Here is a 22,284-nt window from a genome sequence, read left to right on the forward strand (position 1 = left end):
TTTTCATCGTTTCCGCGGAAACGGAATAAACGCGAGCCACGGGTGCGGGGTGAAAGTGAAAGTAAACAGAGAGATGCGAATACGCTAGTATAGTGCGGGAGTGTGCTGAGAAAAGCAGTTCAGCTGTGTCCGGTGCCGGTGAAACTGAAACCCGGTTCGAGTTATCGACCGAGTTCGGCGTGGGCGCTGGAGAGGTGTCGCGAGGCGAGCGCCGAAAGGAGCGAGAGTTCGCCCGCGAGGGAGCCGACGGCGATGCACTCGGCGAGGGCGTCGGCGTTGGAGCCGGCGGGGTCGCCGCCGCCGCTGACGCCGAGGATGTCGAGGCCCTCGGACTGCGTCGGGAGCTTCGTGCCGCCGCCGACGGTGCCGACTTCGAGGGAGGCGATGGAGACCGAGACGTAGAGGTCGCCGTCCTGCACCTCGGCGGTCGTGATGGCGTTCGCGCCCTCGACGACCTGCGCCTCGTCCTGTCCGGTGGCGAGGAACATCGCGGCGACGACGTTGGCGACGTGGGCGTTGAAGCCGAGGCTCGCGGCCTTCGCGGAGCCGACGAGGTTCTTGCGGGTGTTGAGTTCGGCGACCGCTTCAGGCGTGGTGTGCAGGCGCTCTTCGACGACTTCGCGCGGGATGCGCACGTCGGCGGTGACGCTCCGGCCGCGGCCCTCGACGGCGTTGATTGCGGCGGGCTTCTTGTCGGTACAGAGGTTGCCCGAGAGGGCGACGAGCGAGGCGCTCGTCTCTTCTTCGACGACGCCGGAGGCGGCCTCGGTGGCGATGGTGGCCATGTTCATCCCCATCGCGTCCTTGGTGTCGTAGCGGAACCGCAGGTAGACCGAGTTGCCGACGACGTACGGCGTCACGTCGAGGAGTTCGCCGTGGTTCGTCGTCTCCTCGGCGGCTTCCTTCAGCGCCGCGAAGTTGTCGCGGGTCCACGAGACGAGCGCCTCGGCCTCGGCCACGTCGGCGACGCGGAACACGGGCGCGCGGGTCATCCCGGACTTGAGGACGCGGGCGGTCGCGCCGCCGGCGCTGTTGATGACCGAACAGCCGCGGTTGACCGACGCGAGGAGCGCGCCCTCGGTGGTCGCGAGCGGGAGGTACTTCTCGCCGGAGACGGAGCCGCCGTCGACGCTGACGGGGCCGGCGACGCCCATCGGCACCTGAATCGCGCCGACCATGTTCTCGATGGCCGACTCGGCGGCCTCGGCGGGGAAGCCGTAGTTCCCGACCGCATCGAGCGACGCGCCGGACTGCGATTCGACGAGCAGCCGGCGCGCCTCGGCGGCGGTGTCGGCGTCGGCGTGCGCTTCGAGTTCGTGGAGGCGGAGTTCGCCCTCCCGAACGCGGTCGGCGAGGGACGCGGCGTCTGTCATGCCCCGACGTTTCCCGCGCCGGCCCTAACGCGTTCCGGTTCTTTCAACGGTCGCCGTCTGTTCCCGTCCGAGACCACCCGGCCACCGCCCGGCCACCCCGCCGCCTCCCGAACCGTTTTGCCCTCCCGCGTCGGGGTCGAACGTATGACCGCGGCAGCGGACCTCGTACTGACGAACGCGGAGGTACACACGCTCGGCTCGCCCGACGAGACGCACGAAGCCGTCGCCGTCCGCGACGGCGAGGTCGTCCGCGTCGGCCGCGCGTTCGACGTGGAACTGCTCGTCGGCGTCGAGACGCGGGTCGTCGACTGCGGCGGCCGCGTCGTCCTCCCCGGCTTCATCGACGCCCACACGCACCTCCCGATGGTCGGCCGGTCGCTCGTCCACGCCGACCTCTCGGCCGCCGACTCCCCGGCGGAGGCGGTCGAACTGCTCCGCGAGCGAGCCGCCGAAGTCGAAGCTGACGACGGCGGAGCCGGCGGTGGTGGGGCCAGCAGCGACGGGACCGGCGACGAGACCGACTGGGTGCTCGGCTACGGCTACGACGAGAGCACGTGGGACGAATCCAGGTATCTCACCCGCGACGACCTCGACGCCGTCTCCGAGTCGCTTCCCGTGGTCGCCTTCCGCGAGGACCTCCACACCGCCGGCGTCAACTCGGTCGTCCTCGACCGCTACGCCGACGAGATGCCCGGCTCGGGCGTGCAGACCGCCGGCGGAGACGCTGCTTCCGAGGGCGTCGTCGACGGCGACGCCGCCGGCGAGCCGACGGGCGTCGTGGTCGAGGGCGCGGTCGACGTGCTCCGCGAGGCGACCGAACCGGGCCGCGAGGAGATGGCGGCGCTCGTCCGCGCCGCGCAGTCGTACGCGACCGCCCGCGGGGTCACCGGCGTCCACGACATGGTCCGCGGCTCCCGCGCGCCCGAGGTCTACCGCGACCTCGACGAAGCCGGCGAACTGGACCTCCGCGTCCGAATCAACTACTGGTCGGACCACCTCGACGCGCTCCGCGAGGTCGGTCTGCGGACGAACCACGGAGGCGGGAGCCGCGGCGACCTCGTCGCCGTCGGCGCGATAAAGACGTTCACCGACGGGAGCTTCGGCGGCCGGACCGCGAAGCTCACCGAACCGTACGCGGACGCCGCGGGTGACCCCGACGCGGCCGACGACGAGACGGGCCAGTGGGTCGTCGACCCCGAAGAACTCCGGGAACTCGTCGCCGACGCGGACGGGTCGGGCTACCAGCTCACCGCGCACGCCATCGGCGACGCGGCCATCGACGCAGTGCTCAACGCGTACGAGGAGACCGACGACCCCGACTCGGCCCGCCACCGGGTCGAACACGTCGAACTCGCCTCCGACGAGGCCATCGAACGGTTCGCCGAACTGGGCGTCGTCGCCTCGGTCCAGCCGAACTTCCTGAAGTGGGCCGACGAGGGCGGCCTCTACGACGCCCGCCTCGGCGAGCGACGCCTGCGGACCAACCGCTACCGCGACCTGCTCGACGCCGGGGTCGACCTCGCGTTCGGGAGCGACTGCATGCCGCTCGGGCCGCTTCTCGGCGTCGACCTCGCCACCGACCACCCGAACCCCGACCAGTCGCTCACCGTCACCGAGGCGCTCCGGGCGTACACGTCCGGCGCGGCCTACGCCGGCTTCGACGAAGACCGACTGGGAACCGTCGCGGTCGGCACCGCCGCGGACCTCGTCGTCCTCGACGAGTCGCCGTGGGAAACCGACTCGATTCGCGACGTCGCGGTCTCGATGACCGTCGTGGACGGTCGCGTCGTCTTCGAACGCGACTGAGCGAACAATCGCCATCGACGGGGGAGTACATTCGAAGAAAATTATTCTTCAACCGAGTAGACGGCGCTCGCGGGTTCTGAATCCAATCAGACGGAAGTACCACCGACCAATCGGAGCTGTAGAGAATCTTTACGGGTAGGTGGCGAGTATTGAAGAAAAATATTTTTCAATAAGGCCCGATGATTGGACTTCCACCGTGGTGACCAATCGTGGTTGAATTACAGTCGGTCGGGTTCGAGTCGGAGCTCAGCCTGTTCAAATACGACACGCTCGAACAGCTTCCGGAGAGCCACCGCGACCTCGACGAGGCCGCCCGCTCCCGGCGAATCGCCGCCGCCCGCGAGGAGCTCGGCGACCGAGTCATCGTGCTCGGACACAACTACCAGCGACGCGAAATCGTCGAGCACGCGGACTTCATCGGCGACTCCTACGAGCTCTCGAAGCGCGCCGCCGAGTCCGATGCCGAGTACGTCGTCTTCGCCGGCGTGACGTTCATGGCCGAGAGCGCGGACATCATCACCGACGACGACCAGACGGTGATTCTCCCGTCGATGGAGGCGTCGTGTCCGATGGCCGGGATGGCCGAGGCCGTGCAGGTCGACTCCGCGTGGGAGATGCTCGTCGAGGAGTCCGGCGGCAAGGACATCATCCCCGTGACGTACATGAACTCCTACGCAGATCTGAAGGCCTTTTGCGCCTCCCACGGCGGGCTCATCTGCACCTCCTCGAACGCCGCCGACGCCTTCGAGTGGGCCTTCGAACGGGGCGACGCCGTGCTGTTCCTGCCCGACAAGCACCTCGGGCGCAACACGGCCGACGACCTCGGCATCGACGGGGTCGTCGAGTGGGACCCGTGGGCCGGCGACGTGGCCGAGTCGATGGGCGCCGCCGGCGAGGTCGACCCCGAGATTCCCGACCTCGGCGACGCCGAGGTCATCCTCTGGGACGGCTACTGTCAGGTCCACGAGCGCTTCCGCGTCGACCACGTCGAGGAGGCGCAGGCCGACGGCGCGAAGGTCGTCGCCCACCCCGAGTGCCGCCCGAGCGTCGTCGCGGCCGCCGACGAGGTCGGCTCGACGAGCCACATCTGCGACGTCATCGAGAACGCCGACCCCGGCGAGACGTGGGCCATCGGCACCGAAGTCCACCTCGCGCGACACCTCGCGCGCTGGCACCCCGAGGTCGACGTGCGGCCGCTCTGCGGCGACGCCTGCATGGACTGCAACGCCATGCGGCAGGTCGACCCCAACTACCTGACGTGGGTGCTCGAAGAACTCGCCGCGGGCCGCGAACCCAACGTCGTCGAGGTCGCGCCCGAGGAGAAAGAACTCGCCGCGGTCGCGCTCGACCGCATGCTCGAACTATGAAGGCCGACGTGCTCGTCGTCGGCTCCGGCATCGCCGGCTGCGCCGCGGCCCTCGCCGCCGCCCGCGAGGGGGCCGACGTGCTCGTCGTCACGAAGGCGACCGAGCCCGAGGACGCCGCGTCCGACTGGGCGCAGGGCGGCATCGCCGTCACCCAGTCCGCGCCCGAGGAGTTCGCCGCCGACATCCGCCGCGCGAGCGACGACACCGCCGACCCCGAGGCGGTCGAGACGCTCGTCTCCGAGTCCCGAGCCGTCGTCGAGGACGTGCTCTTGGACACGCTCGAAGTCGAGTTCGACGCGGTGGGCGGCGGCGCCGACGGCACCGACAGCACCGACGCCGCCGACTTCGACCTCGCCCGCGAGGCGGGCCACTCCAGCCGCCGCATCCTCCACGTCGACGCCAGCACCGGCGCGCACGTCCTCCGGCCGTTCCTTCAGCACCTCTCGGCCCGCGACGGCGTGCGCATCGTCGACGACGCGACGGCGCTCGACCTCCTGACCGAGGAGGGAACCGTCCGCGGCGCGACCATCCTCGCCGACGGCGAGGTCGAACCCGTGTTCGCCGGGGCGACCGTCCTCGCCACCGGCGGCATCGGCGACTGTTACGCCCGGTCGACCAACCCCGCGGGCGCGACCGGCGACGGCGTGGCGATGGCCGCGCTCGCCGGCGCGACCGTCTCGGACATGCAGTACGTCCAGTTCCACCCGACGGCGTACGACCCCCGGACTGACCCCCAGGCCGACGACGACGCGCAACCGTTCCTCGTCAGCGAAGCCGTTCGCGGCGAGGGCGCGGCCCTGCGCGACGCCGACGGCCGCCGATTCATGCCTGACGTGCACGAAGACGCCGAACTCGCCCCCCGAGACGTGGTCGCCCGCGCCGTCTCCCGCGCTCGCGACCGAACCGGCCGCGTCGTCCTCGACGTGTCCGACCTCGACTTCCGCGAGGAGTTCCCCGACCTCGCGGCGCTCTGCGACGACCGCGGCGTCGACCTCGACGCCGGCATCCCCGTCGCGCCGAGCGAGCACTTCCTCTGCGGCGGCGTCGCCGTCGACGACCGCGGCAGGACCTCGCTGTCCCGCCTGTTCGCCGCCGGCGAGTGCGCCCGCACCGGCGTCCACGGCGCGAACCGACTCGCCTCGACCAGCCTGCTCGAAGGGCTCGTCTGGGGCGTCCGCGCCGGCGAGACCGCGGCCGACCGGGGCCGCGGCGACGCCGAGGCCGTCGAGTACGCGCCGCCGCGCGACTCCGACCCGGCGCTGCCCGACGCCTTCGCCGACACGAAGTTCGACCGCCTCGGGCGGACGATGGACGAGTTCGTCGGCATCGAACGCACCCCCGACGGGCTCGGGACCGCGCGGGCTCGGCTCCGCCGCCTGAAGGGCGAGGTCGACGCCTACGCCCGCACCCGCGTCTCGCAGTCCATCTACGAACTCCGGAACGCCTGCGTCTCGTCGCTCCTCGTCGCCCGCGCGGCCGCCGACGCGCCGTCGGCCGGCTGTCACTCGCTGGTCGACCCGGACGGAAGCGAGGAGAGCGACGACGCCGGACGGGGGGTGACCCCGCGTGCTGACGACTGAGACCGTCGAGCGCTGGCTGGCCGAGGACGTCGGCCACCGCGACGTGACGAACGACGTGCCCGGCGACACCACCGGGCGACTCGTGGCGAAGGAGCCGGCGGTCGCCGCCGGTCTCGACGCCGCCGTCGCCGTCTTCGACTACCTCGGCGTCGAGGCCGAGCGAACGGTCGAAGTCGGTGACGCGGTCGAAGCCGGGGACGAAGTGCTGCGAGTCGACGGCGACGCCCGGAGCGTCCTCCGCGGCGAGCGCGTCGCCGCCAACGTCGTCGGCCACGCCTCCGGGGTCGCGACCACGACTCGCGAGGCGGTCGCCGCCGCCCGCGAGGTCTCCGACTCGGTCCGGGTCGCCGCGACCCGCAAGACCACGCCCGGCCTCCGCGGCGTCGAAAAGCGCGCCGTCGTCGCCGGCGGCGGCGACACCCACCGCCTCACGCTCTCGGGGATGGTGATGGTCAAGGACAACCACGTCACCGAACTCGGGCTTGAGGAGGCCGTCCGCCGCTTCGCCGAGCGCAAGTCGTTCGCGACGAAGCTCGAAGTCGAAGTCGAGACGCCCGAGATGGGCGAGCGCGCCGCGGCCGCCGGAGCCGACATCGTCTTGTTCGACAACCTCCCGCCCGAGGCGGTCCGCGAGGGCGTCTCCCGGCTCCCCGAGGGCGTCATCGCCGAGGCCAGCGGCGGCATCACGCCGGAGACGCTCCCCGCCTACGCCGACACCGGCGTCGACGTGGTCTCGATGGGCTGGCTCACCCACAGCGCGCCGAGTTCGGACTTCTCCTTCCGGACCGGGTGAGCGGGCCGGTCCACCCGGAGCGAAGGGAAAACCCCTTACTGCCGGTCGTCGCACTCGCGGGCAATGGGCTTCTTCGACGACCTCCGCGACCGCATCGAGGCGACAGACAGCGTCGTCTCGGTCGGCCTCGACGCCGACATCGACCGCATCCCCGACCACCTCCTCGACAAGGACCTCCCGCGGTGGGCGTTCAACCGCCGCATCATCGACGCGACCCACGAGCACGCCGCGGCGTACAAGCCGAACGCGGCGTTCTACGAGGACGAAGACGGCTGGCGCTCCCTGCGCGAGACCGTCGCCTACGCCCACGGCAAGGGCGTGCCTGTCCTCCTCGACGCCAAGCGCGCCGACATCGGTAACACGACCCGCAAGTACGCCGACCTGCTCGACGACGCCGACGCCATCACGGTCAACCCCTACATGGGCCGCGACTCCATCCAGCCGTTCCTCGCCCGCGAGGACAAGGGCGTGTTCGTCCTCTGTCGGACCTCGAACCCCGGCGGCTCCGACCTCCAGTCGCTCGAACTCGATTCGGGCGAACCCCTCTACGAGCGCGTCGCGGCGCTCTGCGACCTCTGGAACGAACACGGGAACGTCGGTCTCGTCGTCGGCGCGACCGGTCCCGACGAACTGGAACACCTCCGCGAACAGGTGCCCGACCTGCCCTTCCTCGTCCCCGGCGTCGGGGCGCAGGGCGGCGACGCCGAGGCCGCCGTCGAGTTCGGCCTCGCCGACGGCGTCGGTCTCGTGAACTCCTCTCGCGGCATCATCTTCGCCGGCGAGGACGACGGCGAGGACTTCGACAAGGCCGCCGGACAGGCGGCCAAGCGCCTCAAAAAGCGGCTGAACCAGTACCGCTGAGTCGGCGCGGGCGCTCGATTTTCGGCGGGTGACTCTTCGGCGGGTGACTCCCCGGCGAGACGTTTACCACCGTGCGCCCCTAACTGCGCTCGTGGACCGAGACCGACTCGTCATGGGGCTCGCGGCGGTGTTCGCGGGAATCACCATGCTCCTCGTCGTGTTGGCGTTCGCCTACCGGCAGCTCCTGTTGCTGTTCGTCGCCGTCCCCTTCGGCGCGACGACGTACTTCATGTACGCCCACGTCAGCGGCCGCCTCGAAGAGCGGTTCCGCAGGACCCGCGTCCGCGCCGACGCCGGGCGCGGCGGGTTCGGCTTCCGGTCGGACCGACGGCGGGGCGACCGCCGGGAGACCGGCGGCTTCGGCGCGGGTCCCCGCGACGACCCCCAAGAGGGACCGCGAACCGGTCGATTCGGCCCGAACGCCGGCCCTGGCGGCGGATTCGACGGCGGTCGGCGGAGACGACGCGCCCGCGACGGAAGCGGGACGCGAGTCCGCCCGCCGCGGCGCGGCATGAGTCGGCAGAAAGCCCTCGAAACGCTCGACCTCGACGACGACGCCTCCGAAGACGAGGTGAAAGCGGCCTACCGGAAGCGAGTCAAGGAGACCCACCCGGACTCGAAGACCGGCGACGAGGAGGCGTTCAAGCGTGTCAACCGCGCCTACGAGCGCCTGACCGAGTAACGCGGTTTCCTTTTCACCCGCATTCGACCGGCACGAGCCTCGACGAGCGCCCCCGCGTCGGTTCCGTCTCGATTGCGGTACGTTCTCATGGCAATCGCTACCGCGGAAAGCGTTTTCACGGTCGGTTTCCTACCCGCTTCCATGAGCGCGGATCGGGCTCTCTTGGACGAGGCCCTCGAGCGCGGTGAGGAAGAAGGCGGCAACGTCGAGTTCAAAGAACGCCTCACCCGCGCCGTTCACCTGTCCGACGGCCGGATGGAGTCGCTCGCGGCTCAGCTCCGACACCGGGTGCTCTCCGGCGACGGCGTGGCGACCTACGTGGTCGGCGTCACCGACGACGGCGGCATCGCCGGCATCCCGCCGGACGACTTCTCCGAGACCATGGACGTGCTGTCGCTTCTGGCCGAGGAGGCCGGCGCACACATCGAAGACGTGGAGACGTGGGGCGTCGGCGACTCGGCCGAGCGCGGCCTCGTCGGCGTCGCGACCATCCGCGAGGGGGCGATGCTCGACGTGGACGACGACCACATCGTCGTCGGCACGGCGGGTCACGTCGACCACGGCAAATCGACGCTCGTCGGGTCGCTCGTGACCGGACAGGCCGACAACGGTAACGGCGGCACGCGGTCGTTCCTCGACGTGCAGCCCCACGAGGTCGAACGCGGCCTGTCGGCGGACCTCTCGTACGCCGTCTACGGCTTTTCCGACGACGGCCCGGTCCACATGCGAAACCCCCACCGGAAGTCCGACCGGGCGCAAATCGTTCAGGAGGCCGACCGGCTGGTCTCGTTCGTCGATACTGTGGGCCACGAGCCGTGGCTCCGGACGACGATTCGCGGCCTCGTCGGTCAGCGTCTCGACTACGGCCTGCTCGTCGTCGCCGCCGACGACGGCCCGACGCGGACGACCCGCGAACACCTCGGCATCCTGCTCGCGATGGAGCTACCGACGGTCGTCGCCATCACGAAGGTCGACGCCGTCTCCGAGGAGCGCGCGGCCGAGGTGGAACGCGAGGTCGAGCGGCTCCTCCGCGACGTGGGTCGGACGCCCCTGAGCGTCGAGCGCCACGGCGTCGACGCCGCAGTCGACGAGATAAGCGAGTCGGTCGTCCCGCTGTTCCTGACGAGCGCGGTCACGATGGACGGCCTCGACGACCTCGACCGGCTGTTCGAGTCGCTTCCGAAGCGCAGCGCCGCCGAGGGCGACTTCAAGATGTACATCGACCGGACCTACTCGGTCACTGGCGTCGGCGCGGTCGCCTCCGGCACGGTCAACTCCGGGGCGGTCGAGGCCGGTGACAAACTGCTCTTGGGACCGATGTCCGACGGCGAGTTCCGCGAGGTCGAGGTCCGCTCTATCGAGATGCACTACCACCGGGTCGACCGGGCCAACGCCGGCCGCATCGTCGGCATCGCCCTCAAGGGCGTCCGCGAGTCCGAAATCGAACGGGGGATGGTGCTCCTCCCGGCCGACTCGGAGCCCACCGCCGTCCGCGAGTTCGAGGCCGACGTGATGGTACTCAACCACCCGACGCGGATTCAGGAGGGCTACGAGCCCGTGGTCCACCTCGAAACCATCTCCGAGGCGGCCGTCTTCCACCCCGACGGGGGGCGGCTCCTGCCGGGCGACACCGGCACGACCCGCGTGGAGTTCAAGTTCCGACCGTACTTCGTCGAGGAGGGCCAGCGGTTCGTCTTCCGCGAGGGCCGGTCCAAGGGCGTCGGGACCGTGACCAAGGTCGACTAACGTAACACGGGCGGCGACGCGGGTTCGTCCCCGCCGGCGGTCAGGCTGATTCCTCGACCGCGACGTAGCCGTCCGGTTTTCTCGCCGCCGCGCCGAACAGCACCGCCCAGTCGAGCAGCCGTGCGACCCTGTTTCGCCAGCGCGATTCCCACCCGTCGGGGTCGCGGTGGCGCTCCCAGTTCGGGACGGTCGGCTCGAACGCGTCGAAGACCGCGTCCGCAGACCTCGGCTCGTCGCCGAGGGCGTCGAGGGCCTCTCTCGCGCCGAAGACGCTCGCCTCGAAGGCGGCCCGCAAGTCGTCCCGCGTCGGGTCCTCGCGGACGCGCTCGAAGCCGCGGCTCACCTCGCGGGCGAGGCCGAGCGACTGGCAGAACACGAGCCAGTCGCGGCCCTCGTCGGGCGTCACGTCGAGTCGGTTCGCCACCCGGCCGCAGCAGTCGTCTTCGGAGCCCGGAATCAGCGGGACGGCGCGGTGGGCGTCCCACAGTCGGTCGAGGGAGTCCGGCGCGGGCGGGACCGGTTTGCGCCTCACAGTCCGAACGAGTCGGCGAGCACGTCCTCGTCGGTCTCGCCGAGGGCGTACGTCGGGCCGTCGACCACGTCGACGGTGACCTGCGCGGGGCCGAACACGTCGGGGTCGACCTCGCCGAAGTCCCAGTCGGCGTCCTCGAACAGTTGTTCGAACGGCACGCCGTAGTCGGGTCCGGCCGTGGAAATCGCGCGGTCGAAGTCGTCGAAGTCCTCGCTGACGGTGACGTGGACGCGCCCGCCGTAGGCGACGGCGTCGTTCGTCCGTCCCATGGCGACGCTCTCGTCGTAGCTGACGGGGGCGAGCGGGGCGGAACCGTTGATAGAGAGGACGTTCGTCGGGTCGTAGCCCGCCTCGAAGAGGTTGAACACGGCGAGTTCGGCCGCGCGGGCCGCGCCCGTGACGCTCCCGACGAGCGAGCCGGTCGCGTAGGTCGGCAGGAAGACGGCGCTCGGTTCGAGGCCGGTCGTCTCCGCGACGTGTTCCGCGACCTCGTCGGTCGGGAGGTCGATGCTCTCGACGGAGAGGACCGTCAGGTCGAACTCGTCGTAGTAGCCGAGGTGGTGGAACTCCTCTTCCTCGCCGACCAGCGCGCGTGCGGGGCCGGAGCCGAGGCCGTCGAAGTCGTCGAAGGTGAGCTCCCAGCCGGCCTTCTGCGAGCACAGGAGGGCCAGCGCGGGGCGGTCGGTGGAGAGTTCGACGTGCGGGCGGGGCGTGCCGGCGACCTCGCCCATCCGCGTCTGTACCGTGGCGAGACCCGCGGTCTGAATCTCCGCGAGGAGCATCCCCGCCTCGACACCGCCGTCGGCGTCGACGCCGAAGTCGATGACCGTCGCGCCCGAGTCGAGTTCGTAGCCCTCGATGCCGAGTTCCCCGGCGAAATCGAGCGCCTCGTCGACCAGTTCGATGGCCATCCGATTGATGCTGTCCATGCGAGGCGATTGCGCGCCTTCGGCTAAAGGGTTTGTCAGTCACCCACCGCTCCGGGGCGCGTGGACGTGCCACGTGGGGCGCGTCGCGGGAATGCGCGGCGGGTCGCCGCACCCCCGTGCGACACTATTCGCGGTCGCTTCTCGCTTCCCGACCGAGGTGGGCTTCGACTGCGTCGACCTTGTCGGCGGCCGTCTGGTCCTTCGTGCGCTTGTCGTCTATCTTCAGGAACGTGCTCACGCGGTCGCCGTCGACCGCCTTGTGGGCCGCGCCGACCGCCGCGAGCAGTTCGTCGATGTCGTCGGCCTCGATGACCGTCCCCATCGGATTCGTCTCGTAGGACACCTCGAAGTCGTCGAGAGCCGCGACCGCCTTGGCGACCTCGCCCGACATGCTCCCTTCGACGACCGGTGCGACGCTCAGCATCGCGATGACTGTCATGGTCGAACCCACGCGCCACGCGGTAGTAAAACGGAGTGGACCGAGGCTGCCGATTCGATGACGGAACCGACGAGGCTATCTCCTCGAACAGCCACAGATTCCGATATGTTCCAGAGCGAACTCACTCGGGTGGCACTCGTCGCGGGGGCGAACGTCGTCGGCGGGGTGACCCTCGGCTCGGCCATCGGCGGAACGGTCGGCTACGCGGCGGAGTGGACCGCGACAGGAGCCATCTTGGGGCTGGCGGTCGCCGTCTTCGCCGCCCGGCGATAGCCGCCTCCGCATCCCCGACTTGGCGGCGCATCGCGCTTTTCTCGTCGGCCGACGTATCAGCGTTCATGAATCCACGTGTCACGAGAGCGCTCACGCTCGGCCGGGCCATCGTCTACGAGGTGCGAACCGAGCGGCTCACCTTCATGGCGGGAAGCATCGCTTATGGGGCGTTCGTCTCGCTGTTACCGCTGTTCCTGCTCGTCCTCGCGGCCGTCTCCGCCACCGGCGACAGCGGCCTCCGCGAGGGCGTCATCGCCGTCATCCAGTCCGTGTTGACCCCCGGCGCGGGCGACGTTATCATCGCCGAACTGGAGTCGTCGACCCAACTGGCGAGCCTCTCGGTCGTCGGGGTGCTCGTGTTGGTGTGGGGGACGCTTCGCATCTTCCGCGGCCTCGACACCGCCTTCTCGGACATCTACGAGTCCGAGGCGGCCAACACCTTCGCCGACCAACTCTCCGACGGCATCGTCGTGCTCGTCACCGTCGCCGTCGCCGTCGTCGCCGGCGCGCTCATCGAGTCCGCGCTCCCGGCGCTCGACGGGGCGCTCGGGTGGGCCGTCTACCGCGGGCTCCTCGTGGTCGTCCTGTTCGTGACGTTCTACCCGATGTACTACATCTTCCCCGACGAGGATGTGACCTACCTCGAAGTCGTTCCCGGGACCCTCGTCGCCGCCGTCGGGCTGACGACCTTCGAATCGCTGTTCCGGCTCTACGTCGAGTTCAGTAGCCGCGCGCCCGAGTCGAGCGTCGTCGCCGGCATCCTCGTCCTCCTGACGTGGCTCTACTTCAGCGGGCTCGTCATCCTCCTCGGCGCGGCCGTCAACGCGGTGCTGTCGAACCGCTCGCGCGACGTGAACGTCCGCCCGCTGTTCGGCGGCGTCCCCCTCGACTCGCAGACCGACGCGGTGACTCGCGGCGAGGTGACCGCGGCCATCGAACGACTCGACCACCTCGTGGCGGCCGCGCCGCACGAGGACCTGACGGTTCGCGTCGGCGACGAGTCCGTCACGCTCCCCCGGCCCGAACGGGTCGTCGCCGACACCGAAACCAGTCGATTCCTGCCGGAGGGGCCTGTCAGACTGGAACTCCGATGGTCCTCGTGGCCTGACAGTCAGGAGGAGTGACGACGGGCGTTATGAGGCTGGCGTGCGTATGCGACACTATGGCAATAAAGACCCCTGCCCGACCGACTCAGCCGGCGCGACCGCTCGAAGGGGACCGAACGAGGTGGGAGGCCGTGGAGACGACCGCCGAGACCGCCTCCCGCGCGGTTCGGCCTCCGACCGTCGTCGAACACCGGCGACTGCCCGAGAAGGATTTCGGCGAGGCGCTGCTCGTCTGGCGCTGTGACGACTGCGGCGAACTCGGCTCGCTGACCTCGTTCCCGTCGGGGTGTCCCGACTGCGGCGCGGGTCGCGAGGCGCTGTTTTACTTCACCGAGGACTGACGCCTCGGTCGAGCGCGGTCCGCCACCGGCCGACCGCGACCGTTTTCCCGCCGGCCGACGACCCCCGGATATGTATCTCTCTCACCCCGTCCGTCGCATGCGCGACGACCCCCTCGACGACGAGGTCGCGGAACTCCGCGTCGAACCCGCGGACGACGACGCCCGCGCCGCGCTCGAAACCCGCGTCGAGTCGCTCGGCGGCAGCCTCGAACGCGAACTCCGGTTCGGCGGCGTCGTGGTCTCGCTCGCCGAGTCGGCCGTCTCCGACCTCTGCGAACTCGACGGTATCGAGCGAATCGAGACGGTCGACACGCTCGGCTACTGATTCTTCGCCCACGCGTGCGAGGCCAGAACCGCGACTGTTGTCAACTGTTTAGTGTATTCTCTGCGGACGTTCCGTATGGTCTCCCTCCATTCCCGCGTCACGCGAGTGGTCGGCGTCGTCGCCGCCGCCGTCGGCGCGTCCGCCGCGCTCTCCGCCAGCGAGTTCGGCATCGAACTCCGTGAGAGCACCGCGCCCGCCTCGCTCATCACACGCCTCGCCACCCGGTCGCCGCTCGAATTCGGCGCGCTACTCGTCGTGTTCGCGGCCGCTATCGTCCTCGTGACGGTTCCGATCGACTCATGAGCGTGCTCGCCGAACTCGGGGGCGTTTTCCTGCTCGTCGCGTACCTGTTGCTCCTCGCGGGCACGGCCGTGCAGTACCGGCGCGGAACGCTCTCCGCTCCGCGGGCGGTTCTCCTCGTCGGGATGTGTCTCACGTGGCTCTCGTACGCCCTCTTACAGGTGACGCAGTCCGGGACCGTGCCGACGGGAACGCCGCTCAACTACGCCCTCGACGCGCTCGCCGTCGTTGTCCTCGTCGTCGGCGTGGCCGCGATGGTCTGGTGGTGGCGGGCGCGGGACGAAACGTGAGTTCTCGGGGACGCGTCGGTGACTGAGTTTCGTTCAGAGAAGTGCGTCGGCTGGGATTTGAACTCCACTCGCTCACTCGCGTTCGCTCGCTAGTTCAAATCCCAGCGTCCCGCATTCACAACTCACAGTCCGAGCGACACGCACAGCGGTCGCTCGGAAGGTAGATTCGTTGTAGAAGTGCGTCGGCTGGGATTTGAACCGAACCCAGACGTGCTCGCTCACTTCGTTCGCTGTGCGCGACTGGTCGGGTTCAGAATCCCTCTTGGCCGCACTTCTTCACTCCACGGAAACTCGGAGTCTGACGACTCCTCGTTTGGTACCGTTCAGAAAGTGCGTCGGCTGGGATTTGAACCCAGGTTGTGACCATGGCAAGGTCACGTGATACCACTACACTACCGACGCATGTGGTGGAAGTGCGCTGGCTGGGATTTGAACCCAGGTTGTGACCATGGCAAGGTCACGTGATACCACTACACTACCAGCGCATTCCGCGTGTATCGTGGCGTGCTGCTGCGTTACTCGATAGTGTCGGGTTGATAAATAAGACTTGCGAAACGGGGGAGAAATCGGGCGACGGCGCGCCACCTGCTACCACGTGAGATTCGCCTTCGCCGACCTGTCGTCGACCGTGTAATTACGTACCACGCGTCATTCGCCAATCGTCCACAAACTGGGTCGTGGGACGCTCTACCACCCCAGAACGGATTCGCTACTCTTTTAGGTAGGCCCCCGGTACAAACGCCACAGTCTAGACGAGACGAGGATGAACCCGGCATGAAACTCAGCGTACTCGTGCCGTCCTCACTCGTCCGGGAAGCCGAAGATCAACGCGAGGCAACTCGCAAACTCGGCTACGTCGCCCGCGCGGCGGCGGTCTTCCGGGCGAACGAACTCGTCGTCTTCCCCGACGAAGACGGCGAGAACAAGTGGGGCGGCGAGTTCGTCGAAACCGTACTTCGGTACGCCGCGACGCCCCCCTACCTCCGCAAGGAGGTCTGGGGTAAGCGCGACGAACTCCGCTACGCTGGTATCCTGCCGCCCGTTCTCGTGGCGTCTACGACCGCGGACGACTCTGACGAGTCGCCCGCGTTGCGAGAAGGAATCGTGACCGAGGTCGGACCTGACGACCGCGTTCGGGTCAATTGCGGAATGCAACACCCGATCTCCCTGTTCGTCCCTCCCGGGATGGACCTCACAGAGGGAGAGCGCGTCGCTGTCAGGATCTCTTCGCGAGAACCGGTCCGTGCGCGGATCGTCGACGAGCCCCTCCCGGGCTTCGACGTATCCCGCATGGACCTCACGGAAGCACTCGGCAGGCCAGATGCGGGCGTGCGAATCGCCACGTCTCGCTATGGCGAACCGCTGTCGGTCCCCACATTGGGCGACTTGACGGCCCGCATCACCGATGCCGGCGGCATGACCGTCGTCTTCGGGTCGCCGGGCCGTGGGCTTCCGGACATGCTCGGGATGTCTCCCGAGGATGTTGCAGACGTCGAACCTTCCGTTGGTCCGGGGTTCGACCTCTGGCTCAATACGATTCCGCGACAGGGCAGCGAGGTCGTGCGAACAGAAGAAGCGATGTTCGCCTCCCTCGCCTCCCTGACACTCACGGAGTGAATCCATGCCACAACCAAGCAGACCACGAAAAGGCTCGATGGGCTTCAGCCCCCGCAAGCGTGTGACCAAAGAGGTCCCGCGTATCAAGTCGTGGCCAAGTGACGACGGTTCCCCTGCACTGCAGGGATTCGCTGGCTACAAGGCCGGTATGACCCACGTCATGATGGTCAACGACGAGGCCGACTCCCCCCGCGAGGGAATGGAGGAGTCCGTCCCGGTGACCGTCGTCGAGACGCCGCCGATGCGCGCCGTCGCCCTTCGCGCCTACGAGCAGACGCCGTACGGTATGAAGCCGCAGACCGAGGTCTGGACGGACGAGTTCCACGACGAACTCGACCGCGTCCTCGACCTGCCGGCAGAGAACACGTTCGACTCGGACGCCGATGCGCTTCGCGAGGCCGTCGAGGCCGGCGAAGTCGATGACCTCCGCGTCATCACGCACACGGTGCCCGCCGAGCTCGCGAACGTGCCCAAGAAGAAGCCCGACGTGATGGAGACTCGCGTCGGTGGCGGCTCCATGGTGGAGCGCGCCGACTTCGCCCTCGACCTCGTTGCCGAGGGCGGCGAACACGAGATGTCCGACGTGTTCCGCGCCGGCGAGTACCTCGACGCCGCGGGTGTCACGAAGGGTAAGGGTACGCAGGGTCCCGTCAAGCGATGGGGCGTCCAGAAGCGTAAGGGCAAGCACGCCCGCCAGGGCTGGAGACGCCGTATTGGCAACCTCGGCCCCTGGAACCCGTCCCGTGTCCGCTCTACGGTTCCGCAGCTCGGTCAGACTGGTTACCACCAGCGCACCGAGCTCAACAAGCGCCTCATCGACCTCGGTGAGGGTGACGAGGCCTCCGTCGAAGGTGGCTTCGTCAACTACGGCGAGGTCGACGGCTCCTACGCGCTCATCAAGGGCTCGCTGCCGGGCCCCAACAAGCGCCTTCTGCGGTTCCGCCCGGCCATCCGGCCGAACGACCAGCCGCGCCTCGACCCCGAGGTGCGCTACGTCTCTACCGCATCGAACCAGGGATAATCCATGCAGGCAACTATCCGAGACCTGAACGGCGACGACGCGGGCAGCATCGACCTGCCCGAGGTCTTCGAGACGGCTTACCGTCCCGACCTCATCAAGCGTGCCGTCATCGCCGCGCAGGCAAACCGAAAACAGCCGTACGGTGCCGACCCCTACGCCGGACTTCGAACCCCGGCAGAGTCCATGGGCAGCGGCCGTGGGATGTCCCACGACCCACGCCAGAACGGCGTCGCCCGACGCGTCCCGCACGCCGTCTCCGGCCGTCGCGCTCACCCGCCGAAGGCCGAGAAGGACCAGGGGAAGGAGATCAACACGAAGGAGCGTAAGCTCGCCGTCCGCTCGGCGCTCGCCGCCACGACGGACCCCGAGCTGGTCGCCGAGCGCGGTCACCGCTTCGACGACGACGTCGAGCTCCCCCTCGTCGTCTCCGACGACTTCGAGGACCTCGTCAAGACGAAGGAGGTCGTCGACCTCCTGCAGTCGCTCGGCGTCTACGACGACATCGAGCGCTCCGAGGAGAACAAGAAGGTCAAAGGCGGCCAGGGCAAGCTCCGCGGTCGCAAGTACACCCGTCCGAAGTCCATTCTCTTCGTGACGGCCGAGGAGCCCTCGAAGGCCGCTCGCAACCTCGCCGGTGTCGACGTCGCCACCGCGGCGAACGTCTCCGCCGAGGACCTCGCGCCCGGCACCCACGCCGGTCGCCTCACGCTCTTCACCGAGAGCGCGCTCGAGGAGGTCGCAGAACGATGAGCATCATCGAACACCCGCTGGTCACGGAGAAGGCGATGAACCAGATGGACTTCGACAACAAGCTCCAGTTCATCGTCCACATCGACTCGACGAAGTCCGACGTGAAGGACGAAGTCCAGTCGCGCTACGACGTGACCGTCGAGAAGGTCAACACGCAGGTCACGATGAAAGGCAAGAAGAAAGCAACAGTTCGTCTCTCTGAAGACGACGACGCGCAGGAAGTCGCGTCGCGTATCGGGGTGTTCTAACCATGGGACGCCGAATTCAGGGCCAGCGTCGTGGTCGCGGTACGTCCACCTTCCGGGCGCCGTCGCACCGCTACAAGGCCGAACTGTCGCACAAGAAGTCCGAGGAGAAAGACACCATCACGGGCACGGTCGTCGGCATCGAGCACGACCCCGCACGCAGCGCGCCCATCGCCCTCGTCGAGTTCGAGGACGAACAGCGCATGATTCTCGCGCCCGAGGGTGTCACCGTCGGCGAAGAGCTTCAGATCGGCGTTTCCGCCGAAATCAAGCCCGGCAACACGCTGCCGCTCGCCGAGATTCCCGAGGGTGTCCCCGTCTGTAACGTCGAGCACCAGCCCGGCGACGGCGGGAAGTTCGCCCGCGCCTCCGGCGTGAGCGCGCAGCTTCTCTCGCACGACCGCAAGGTCGCCATCGTGAAGCTCCCGTCGGGCGAGGTCAAGCGCCTCAACCCCAACTGCCGAGCCACCATCGGCGTCGTCGCCGGTGGCGGCCGCACGGAGAAGCCGTTCGTCAAGGCAGGCAAGAAGTACCACAAGATGAAAGCGCGCGGTATCAAGTGGCCGCGCGTGCGTGGTGTTGCTATGAACGCCGTCGACCACCCGTTCGGTGGCGGCGGCCGGCAGCACCCCGGTCAGCCGAAGTCCGTCTCGCGGAACGCTCCGCCGGGCCGGAAGGTCGGTGACATCGCCTCCAAACGCACCGGTCGCGGTGGCAAGGGAGGTAAGTAACCATGAGTACGCAATACCGCACCGGCCGCGAAGGTGAGTTCACCTACCGCGGCTACACGCTCGACGAGCTGCAGGACATGGAGCTCGACGAGGTCGCGGAACTGCTCCCCGCTCGTCAGCGGCGAACCATCACCCGAGGCCTGTCGGCCGAGCACGAGAAACTGCTCGCGAAGGCTCAGGACAAGACGGAAGAGGAGACGGCTAACACGCCGATTCGAACGCACCTGCGTGACATGCCGATTCTCCCCGAATTCGTCGGTCTCACCTTCGCCGTCTACACCGGCCAGGAGTTCGAACGCACCCAGATTCAGCCCGAGATGATCGGTCACTACCTGGGCGAGTTCCAGCTGACCCGTAGCTCGGTCGAGCACGGTCAGGCCGGTATCGGCGCGACCCGGTCTTCGAAGTTCGTGCCCCTCAAGTAAACCATGGGAATCAACTACAGCGTCGAGGCCGACCCGGACACCACGGCCAAGGGTATGCTCCGGGACCGGCCCATCAGCATCAAGCACAGCAAGGCCATCTCCCGAGCCATCAAGGGGATGCCCGTCGCCGACGCAGAGGAGTACCTCGAAGCCGTCATCGACGGCGAGCGGTCGGTTCCGTTCAAGCAGCACAACTCCGGTGTCGGTCACCGAAGCGACATCGACGGCTGGGACGCGGGACGGTACCCCGAGAAGGCGTCCAAGGCGTTCCTCGAACTCCTCGAAAACGTTCGCAACAACGCGACCGAACAGGGGTTCGACGGACCGGCCATGGAGATCAAGCACGTCGCCGCCCACAAGGTCGGCGAACGTCAGGGTCGCAAGCCCCGTGCCTTCGGTCGGGCGGACCCGTGGAACACCCCAATCTGTGACGTCGAACTCATCATCGAAGAGGTCGAGGAATAATGGCTGACGAACACCAATTCATCGAGAACGGACTGCAGCGGTCCCAGATCGACGAGTTCTTCGCCGAAGAGCTCGGCCGAGCGGGCTACGGCGGCATGGACGTCGCCAAGACGCCGATGGGCACCCAGATCGTGCTCAAGGCCGAAAAGCCCGGGATGGTCATCGGGAAAGGCGGGAAGAACATCCGTAAGGTCACCCGCGAACTCGAAGAGCGATTCAACCTCGACGACCCCCAGATCGACGTGCAGGAAGTCGACGAGCCGGACCTCAACGCCCGGATCGTCGCCGACCGCCTCGCCAACGCGCTCGAGCGCGGCTGGTACTTCCGTAAGGCGGGCCACACGACCATCGACCGCATCATGGACGCCGGCGCCCTCGGTGCCGAAATCGTCCTCTCCGGTAAGGTCACGGGCGCTCGCTCCCGCGTCGAGAAGTTCAACCGCGGCTACATCAAGCACAACGGCGAGCCCGCACAGGAGATCGTCGACGAGGGCCAGGGCGTCGCAGTCATGAAGCTCGGCACCATCGGCGTGACGGTCAAGATCATCCCGCCGGGTGCGAAGCTCCCCGACGACTTCGAAGTCGAGGAAGACGCGAACCCCGAAGCGGTCGAACAGATCGAAGAGACCGAGAGCGTCGAGGACCTCCTCGAAGAGGAGCCGGAGGAAGTTCCGGACGTCTCCGAGGAGGCCGACGCCGAGACGGACGCAGTCGACGAAGACGTCGTCGAGGAAGCGGCCGTCGAAGCGGTCGAAGAAGAAGTCGTCGACGAAGCCGACGACGAGGACGACGAAGCGGTCGAGGAAGTCGTCGACGACGACGAAGAACTCGACGAAGACGTCGCCGAAGAGGCGGCCGACCTCGTCGCGGAGATGGAAGACGACGACGAAGAAACGGAGGAAGAATAAATGGCGATCCTCTACACCGAAGAGATTCGCGACATGACGCCCGCAGAGCGCACCGCCGAGCTCGAAGAGCTCGAGACGGAGCTGCTCAACGCGAAGGCCGTGCAGGCCGCGGGTGGCGCGCCGGAGAACCCCGGCCGCGTCTCTGAACTGAAGAAGACCATCGCCCGAATCAAGACGATTCAGGGCGAAGAAGGCGACCTCGACGAAGAATAAAATGCCACTCACACCCGAGACCCTCACGCGACACGAGCTCAACGGCCTCCACGTGGAGGTCGTCGACGCGGCGAACCCCGACCTCGTCGGGATAGCCGGTCGCATCGTCGTCGAGACGATGCACACGCTCATGGTCGACGACGGGTCCCGGGTGCGGCAGGTGCCGAAACGAGGGGCGACCTTCGAATTCGAGATTCCGCGTACAGATGAAGCCGCCGGCGCCGCGAAGGCGTCGGGGACCGCGTCCAAACTTCGGTCGGATACTACTGGCGGATTTGATGCCAGTCAGTCTGATCGGCTCGCCGACTCATCATCGGCGGCTTCCCGTCCCGGGAATTGCGAGGGCACGGCCTACGTTACGGTGGATGGCGCACAACTGCTCTCACGACCCGCCCTGCGCACCGAAACTACAGGTGACTCGAAATGGCGATAGGACTTGACGTTCCAATGCCTCCGGAACCAGACAATTCCGAGGCTTACGACTACGAAAAATGTCCGTTCTACGGCTCGCTCTCCGTCCGGGGTCAGACCCTGGAGGGGACAGTCGTCTCGACGGACATGGCAAAGACCGTCATCGTCGAGCGGGAGTACGACGTATTCGTTCCGAAGTACGACCGCTACATGAAGCGACGTTCCCGCATCCCGGCACACGTGCCGGGCGTGCTCGACGACGTCGCTGTCGGTGACGAAGTAACGATTGCGGAGACCCGACCTCTCTCGAAGACGAAATCCCACGTCGTCGTCGAGATTATCGGAGGTGACGAGTGATGGAAGCGCTCAAAGCGGACATCACCAAGGGTGTCGCCCGTGGCTCGCTGGTCACGTGCGCCGACAACACCGGCGCTCGTGAACTGAAGATTATCAGCGTCGCGGGTTACTCCGGCACGAAGAACCGCCACCCCAAGGCAGGCATCGGGAACAAGGTGACCGTCTCGGTCACCAAGGGTACCCCCGAGATGCGCCGCCAGGTGCTCGAAGCGGTCATCGTCCGCCAGCGGAAATCCATCCGCCGGCCCGATGGCACGCGTGTGAAGTTCGAGGACAACGCCGCCGTCATCATCGACGAGATGGAAGAGCCTCGCGGGACCGAAATCAAGGGTCCCGTCGCACGCGAAGTCGCCGAGCGCTTCGGGAGTATCGCATCGACGGCTACGATGATTGTATAG

The 22,284-nt window shown here is 68.0% G+C and carries 29 protein-coding genes and 2 tRNA genes; 25 read left to right on the top strand and 6 right to left on the bottom strand.

Going from position 1 to position 22,284, the window contains the following annotated elements; genetic code table 11:
• Positions 1-161: 161 nt before the first annotated feature.
• Positions 162-1,373, bottom strand: coding sequence for a hydroxymethylglutaryl-CoA reductase (NADPH) (gene hmgA, locus C454_RS09345; RefSeq protein WP_004974879.1), 1,212 nt, complete (start codon positions 1,371-1,373; stop codon positions 162-164).
• 144 nt (positions 1,374-1,517) lie between these two features.
• Here hmgA and C454_RS09350 point away from each other — a divergent pair, with 144 nt between their 5' ends.
• The 7 genes from C454_RS09350 to C454_RS09380 all read left to right on the top strand — a co-directional run bounded on the left by C454_RS09350 (position 1,518) and on the right by C454_RS09380 (position 10,208).
• Complete coding sequence (locus C454_RS09350) at positions 1,518-3,179, top strand: amidohydrolase (protein WP_004974882.1); 1,662 nt, start codon at positions 1,518-1,520, stop codon at positions 3,177-3,179.
• A gap of 209 nt (positions 3,180-3,388) precedes the next feature.
• Positions 3,389-4,546, top strand: a complete 1,158-nt coding sequence (gene nadA, locus C454_RS09355) for a quinolinate synthase NadA (RefSeq protein WP_004974884.1) — start codon at positions 3,389-3,391, stop codon at positions 4,544-4,546.
• Positions 4,543-6,126 (top strand): L-aspartate oxidase, encoded by a 1,584-nt coding sequence (locus C454_RS09360; RefSeq protein WP_004974886.1) that lies wholly within the window; start codon positions 4,543-4,545, stop codon positions 6,124-6,126. Before nadA ends, C454_RS09360 begins: the two co-directional genes overlap by 4 nt.
• Entirely contained in the window at positions 6,113-6,919 is an 807-nt protein-coding gene (gene nadC, locus C454_RS09365) for a carboxylating nicotinate-nucleotide diphosphorylase (protein ID WP_004974892.1), read from the top strand. The genes C454_RS09360 and nadC overlap by 14 nt, the downstream gene beginning before the upstream one ends.
• Before the next feature lie 63 nt (positions 6,920-6,982).
• Positions 6,983-7,780, top strand: coding sequence for an orotidine-5'-phosphate decarboxylase (gene pyrF, locus C454_RS09370; protein ID WP_004974893.1), 798 nt, complete (start codon positions 6,983-6,985; stop codon positions 7,778-7,780).
• Positions 7,781-7,871: 91 nt separating this feature from the next.
• Positions 7,872-8,462 carry a J domain-containing protein gene (locus C454_RS09375; RefSeq protein ID WP_004974895.1) on the top strand — a complete coding sequence of 197 codons (591 nt, stop codon included), beginning with the start codon at positions 7,872-7,874 and terminating at the stop codon, positions 8,460-8,462.
• A 141-nt stretch (positions 8,463-8,603) separates the two neighbouring features.
• Complete coding sequence (locus tag C454_RS09380) at positions 8,604-10,208, top strand: GTPBP1 family GTP-binding protein (protein WP_004974896.1); 1,605 nt, start codon at positions 8,604-8,606, stop codon at positions 10,206-10,208.
• A 40-nt stretch (positions 10,209-10,248) separates the two neighbouring features.
• Here the strand turns inward: C454_RS09380 and C454_RS09385 are convergent, their stop codons facing one another.
• The 3 genes from C454_RS09385 to C454_RS09395 all read right to left on the bottom strand — a co-directional run bounded on the left by C454_RS09385 (position 10,249) and on the right by C454_RS09395 (position 12,108).
• A complete protein-coding gene (locus tag C454_RS09385; protein WP_004974898.1) occupies positions 10,249-10,740 on the bottom strand; it encodes a hypothetical protein in 492 nt (163 codons plus the stop codon).
• Complete coding sequence (gene mch / locus C454_RS09390; protein ID WP_004974899.1) at positions 10,737-11,669, bottom strand: methenyltetrahydromethanopterin cyclohydrolase; 933 nt, start codon at positions 11,667-11,669, stop codon at positions 10,737-10,739. Before mch ends, C454_RS09385 begins: the two co-directional genes overlap by 4 nt.
• Positions 11,670-11,793: 124 nt before the next feature.
• Entirely contained in the window at positions 11,794-12,108 is a 315-nt protein-coding gene (locus C454_RS09395) for an MTH1187 family thiamine-binding protein (RefSeq protein WP_004062408.1), read from the bottom strand.
• 105 nt (positions 12,109-12,213) lie between these two features.
• Here C454_RS09395 and C454_RS09400 point away from each other — a divergent pair, with 105 nt between their 5' ends.
• The 6 genes from C454_RS09400 to C454_RS09425 all read left to right on the top strand — a co-directional run bounded on the left by C454_RS09400 (position 12,214) and on the right by C454_RS09425 (position 14,743).
• Positions 12,214-12,381 (top strand): hypothetical protein, encoded by a 168-nt coding sequence (locus C454_RS09400; RefSeq protein ID WP_231608287.1) that lies wholly within the window; start codon positions 12,214-12,216, stop codon positions 12,379-12,381.
• A gap of 65 nt (positions 12,382-12,446) precedes the next feature.
• A complete protein-coding gene (locus tag C454_RS09405; protein WP_004974900.1) occupies positions 12,447-13,505 on the top strand; it encodes a YihY/virulence factor BrkB family protein in 1,059 nt (352 codons plus the stop codon).
• Between the two features lie 38 nt (positions 13,506-13,543).
• On the top strand, positions 13,544-13,828 hold the full coding sequence (locus C454_RS09410) for a DUF7130 family rubredoxin-like protein (RefSeq protein WP_049905064.1): 285 nt from the start codon (positions 13,544-13,546) through the stop codon (positions 13,826-13,828).
• Between the two features lie 70 nt (positions 13,829-13,898).
• A complete protein-coding gene (locus C454_RS09415; RefSeq protein WP_004974905.1) occupies positions 13,899-14,153 on the top strand; it encodes a hypothetical protein in 255 nt (84 codons plus the stop codon).
• Between the two features lie 75 nt (positions 14,154-14,228).
• On the top strand, positions 14,229-14,456 hold the full coding sequence (locus tag C454_RS09420) for a hypothetical protein (RefSeq protein WP_004974906.1): 228 nt from the start codon (positions 14,229-14,231) through the stop codon (positions 14,454-14,456).
• A complete protein-coding gene (locus C454_RS09425) occupies positions 14,453-14,743 on the top strand; it encodes a hypothetical protein (protein WP_004974907.1) in 291 nt (96 codons plus the stop codon). Before C454_RS09420 ends, C454_RS09425 begins: the two co-directional genes overlap by 4 nt.
• Before the next feature lie 331 nt (positions 14,744-15,074).
• Here the strand turns inward: C454_RS09425 and C454_RS09430 are convergent.
• A tRNA-Gly gene (locus tag C454_RS09430) sits at positions 15,075-15,145 on the bottom strand.
• A gap of 12 nt (positions 15,146-15,157) precedes the next feature.
• Positions 15,158-15,228, bottom strand: a tRNA-Gly gene (locus C454_RS09435).
• Positions 15,229-15,517: 289 nt separating this feature from the next.
• On the opposite strand from C454_RS09435, the gene C454_RS09440 reads away from it, so the two are divergent.
• From C454_RS09440 to C454_RS09495, 12 genes are read left to right on the top strand one after another with little or no spacing between them, the layout of a single operon-like run.
• The gene (locus tag C454_RS09440; protein ID WP_004974908.1) at positions 15,518-16,360 is read left to right on the top strand and encodes a putative RNA uridine N3 methyltransferase; all 843 of its coding nucleotides are present in this window, start codon (positions 15,518-15,520) and stop codon (positions 16,358-16,360) included.
• A gap of 4 nt (positions 16,361-16,364) precedes the next feature.
• Positions 16,365-17,381: a 50S ribosomal protein L3 gene (locus C454_RS09445; protein ID WP_004974909.1), complete on the top strand. Its 1,017-nt coding sequence runs from the start codon at positions 16,365-16,367 to the stop codon at positions 17,379-17,381.
• 3 nt (positions 17,382-17,384) lie between these two features.
• A complete protein-coding gene (gene rpl4p, locus C454_RS09450; RefSeq protein WP_004974910.1) occupies positions 17,385-18,131 on the top strand; it encodes a 50S ribosomal protein L4 in 747 nt (248 codons plus the stop codon).
• The gene (locus C454_RS09455) at positions 18,128-18,379 is read left to right on the top strand and encodes a 50S ribosomal protein L23 (protein WP_004974911.1); all 252 of its coding nucleotides are present in this window, start codon (positions 18,128-18,130) and stop codon (positions 18,377-18,379) included. Before rpl4p ends, C454_RS09455 begins: the two co-directional genes overlap by 4 nt.
• 2 nt (positions 18,380-18,381) lie before the next feature.
• Positions 18,382-19,107, top strand: a complete 726-nt coding sequence (locus C454_RS09460) for a 50S ribosomal protein L2 (RefSeq protein WP_004974912.1) — start codon at positions 18,382-18,384, stop codon at positions 19,105-19,107.
• 2 nt (positions 19,108-19,109) lie between these two features.
• Positions 19,110-19,532 carry a 30S ribosomal protein S19 gene (locus C454_RS09465; RefSeq protein WP_004974913.1) on the top strand — a complete coding sequence of 141 codons (423 nt, stop codon included), beginning with the start codon at positions 19,110-19,112 and terminating at the stop codon, positions 19,530-19,532.
• Positions 19,533-19,535: 3 nt separating this feature from the next.
• Entirely contained in the window at positions 19,536-19,997 is a 462-nt protein-coding gene (locus tag C454_RS09470; RefSeq protein ID WP_004042608.1) for a 50S ribosomal protein L22, read from the top strand.
• Positions 19,997-20,905, top strand: coding sequence for a 30S ribosomal protein S3 (locus C454_RS09475; protein ID WP_004974914.1), 909 nt, complete (start codon positions 19,997-19,999; stop codon positions 20,903-20,905). The genes C454_RS09470 and C454_RS09475 overlap by 1 nt, the downstream gene beginning before the upstream one ends.
• Entirely contained in the window at positions 20,906-21,118 is a 213-nt protein-coding gene (gene rpmC, locus C454_RS09480) for a 50S ribosomal protein L29 (RefSeq protein WP_004062417.1), read from the top strand.
• Position 21,119: 1 nt separating this feature from the next.
• Positions 21,120-21,551, top strand: coding sequence for a ribonuclease P protein component 1 (locus tag C454_RS09485; RefSeq protein WP_004974915.1), 432 nt, complete (start codon positions 21,120-21,122; stop codon positions 21,549-21,551).
• Positions 21,542-21,886, top strand: a complete 345-nt coding sequence (locus C454_RS09490; protein ID WP_049905065.1) for a 30S ribosomal protein S17 — start codon at positions 21,542-21,544, stop codon at positions 21,884-21,886. The genes C454_RS09485 and C454_RS09490 overlap by 10 nt, the downstream gene beginning before the upstream one ends.
• Entirely contained in the window at positions 21,886-22,284 is a 399-nt protein-coding gene (locus C454_RS09495; RefSeq protein ID WP_004974917.1) for a 50S ribosomal protein L14, read from the top strand. Before C454_RS09490 ends, C454_RS09495 begins: the two co-directional genes overlap by 1 nt.

The organism is Haloferax gibbonsii ATCC 33959 (assembly GCF_000336775.1).
Classification (GTDB): domain Archaea; phylum Halobacteriota; class Halobacteria; order Halobacteriales; family Haloferacaceae; genus Haloferax; species Haloferax gibbonsii.

Excerpts from the sequence above, each read along its gene's own strand:
- C454_RS09475 (WP_004974914.1), top strand. The coding sequence starts at position 19,997 with ATGGCTGACGAACACCAATTCATCGAGAACGGACTGCAGCGGTCCCAG.
- C454_RS09465 (WP_004974913.1), top strand. The coding sequence starts at position 19,110 with ATGAGTACGCAATACCGCACCGGCCGCGAAGGTGAGTTCACCTACCGC.
- C454_RS09490 (WP_049905065.1), top strand. The coding sequence starts at position 21,542 with ATGGCGATAGGACTTGACGTTCCAATGCCTCCGGAACCAGACAATTCC.
- C454_RS09360 (WP_004974886.1), top strand. The coding sequence starts at position 4,543 with ATGAAGGCCGACGTGCTCGTCGTCGGCTCCGGCATCGCCGGCTGCGCC.
- C454_RS09380 (WP_004974896.1), top strand. The coding sequence starts at position 8,604 with ATGAGCGCGGATCGGGCTCTCTTGGACGAGGCCCTCGAGCGCGGTGAG.
- C454_RS09395 (WP_004062408.1), bottom strand. The coding sequence starts at position 12,108 with ATGACAGTCATCGCGATGCTGAGCGTCGCACCGGTCGTCGAAGGGAGC.
- hmgA (WP_004974879.1), bottom strand. The coding sequence starts at position 1,373 with ATGACAGACGCCGCGTCCCTCGCCGACCGCGTTCGGGAGGGCGAACTC.
- C454_RS09445 (WP_004974909.1), top strand. The coding sequence starts at position 16,365 with ATGCCACAACCAAGCAGACCACGAAAAGGCTCGATGGGCTTCAGCCCC.
- C454_RS09485 (WP_004974915.1), top strand. The coding sequence starts at position 21,120 with ATGCCACTCACACCCGAGACCCTCACGCGACACGAGCTCAACGGCCTC.
- mch (WP_004974899.1), bottom strand. The coding sequence starts at position 11,669 with ATGGACAGCATCAATCGGATGGCCATCGAACTGGTCGACGAGGCGCTC.
- C454_RS09350 (WP_004974882.1), top strand. The coding sequence starts at position 1,518 with ATGACCGCGGCAGCGGACCTCGTACTGACGAACGCGGAGGTACACACG.
- C454_RS09410 (WP_049905064.1), top strand. The coding sequence starts at position 13,544 with ATGGCAATAAAGACCCCTGCCCGACCGACTCAGCCGGCGCGACCGCTC.
- C454_RS09440 (WP_004974908.1), top strand. The coding sequence starts at position 15,518 with ATGAAACTCAGCGTACTCGTGCCGTCCTCACTCGTCCGGGAAGCCGAA.
- pyrF (WP_004974893.1), top strand. The coding sequence starts at position 6,983 with ATGGGCTTCTTCGACGACCTCCGCGACCGCATCGAGGCGACAGACAGC.
- C454_RS09425 (WP_004974907.1), top strand. The coding sequence starts at position 14,453 with ATGAGCGTGCTCGCCGAACTCGGGGGCGTTTTCCTGCTCGTCGCGTAC.
- C454_RS09420 (WP_004974906.1), top strand. The coding sequence starts at position 14,229 with ATGGTCTCCCTCCATTCCCGCGTCACGCGAGTGGTCGGCGTCGTCGCC.
- rpl4p (WP_004974910.1), top strand. The coding sequence starts at position 17,385 with ATGCAGGCAACTATCCGAGACCTGAACGGCGACGACGCGGGCAGCATC.
- C454_RS09460 (WP_004974912.1), top strand. The coding sequence starts at position 18,382 with ATGGGACGCCGAATTCAGGGCCAGCGTCGTGGTCGCGGTACGTCCACC.
- C454_RS09400 (WP_231608287.1), top strand. The coding sequence starts at position 12,214 with ATGTTCCAGAGCGAACTCACTCGGGTGGCACTCGTCGCGGGGGCGAAC.
- C454_RS09495 (WP_004974917.1), top strand. The coding sequence starts at position 21,886 with ATGGAAGCGCTCAAAGCGGACATCACCAAGGGTGTCGCCCGTGGCTCG.
- C454_RS09415 (WP_004974905.1), top strand. The coding sequence starts at position 13,899 with ATGTATCTCTCTCACCCCGTCCGTCGCATGCGCGACGACCCCCTCGAC.
- rpmC (WP_004062417.1), top strand. The coding sequence starts at position 20,906 with ATGGCGATCCTCTACACCGAAGAGATTCGCGACATGACGCCCGCAGAG.
- C454_RS09455 (WP_004974911.1), top strand. The coding sequence starts at position 18,128 with ATGAGCATCATCGAACACCCGCTGGTCACGGAGAAGGCGATGAACCAG.
- C454_RS09405 (WP_004974900.1), top strand. The coding sequence starts at position 12,447 with ATGAATCCACGTGTCACGAGAGCGCTCACGCTCGGCCGGGCCATCGTC.
- C454_RS09470 (WP_004042608.1), top strand. The coding sequence starts at position 19,536 with ATGGGAATCAACTACAGCGTCGAGGCCGACCCGGACACCACGGCCAAG.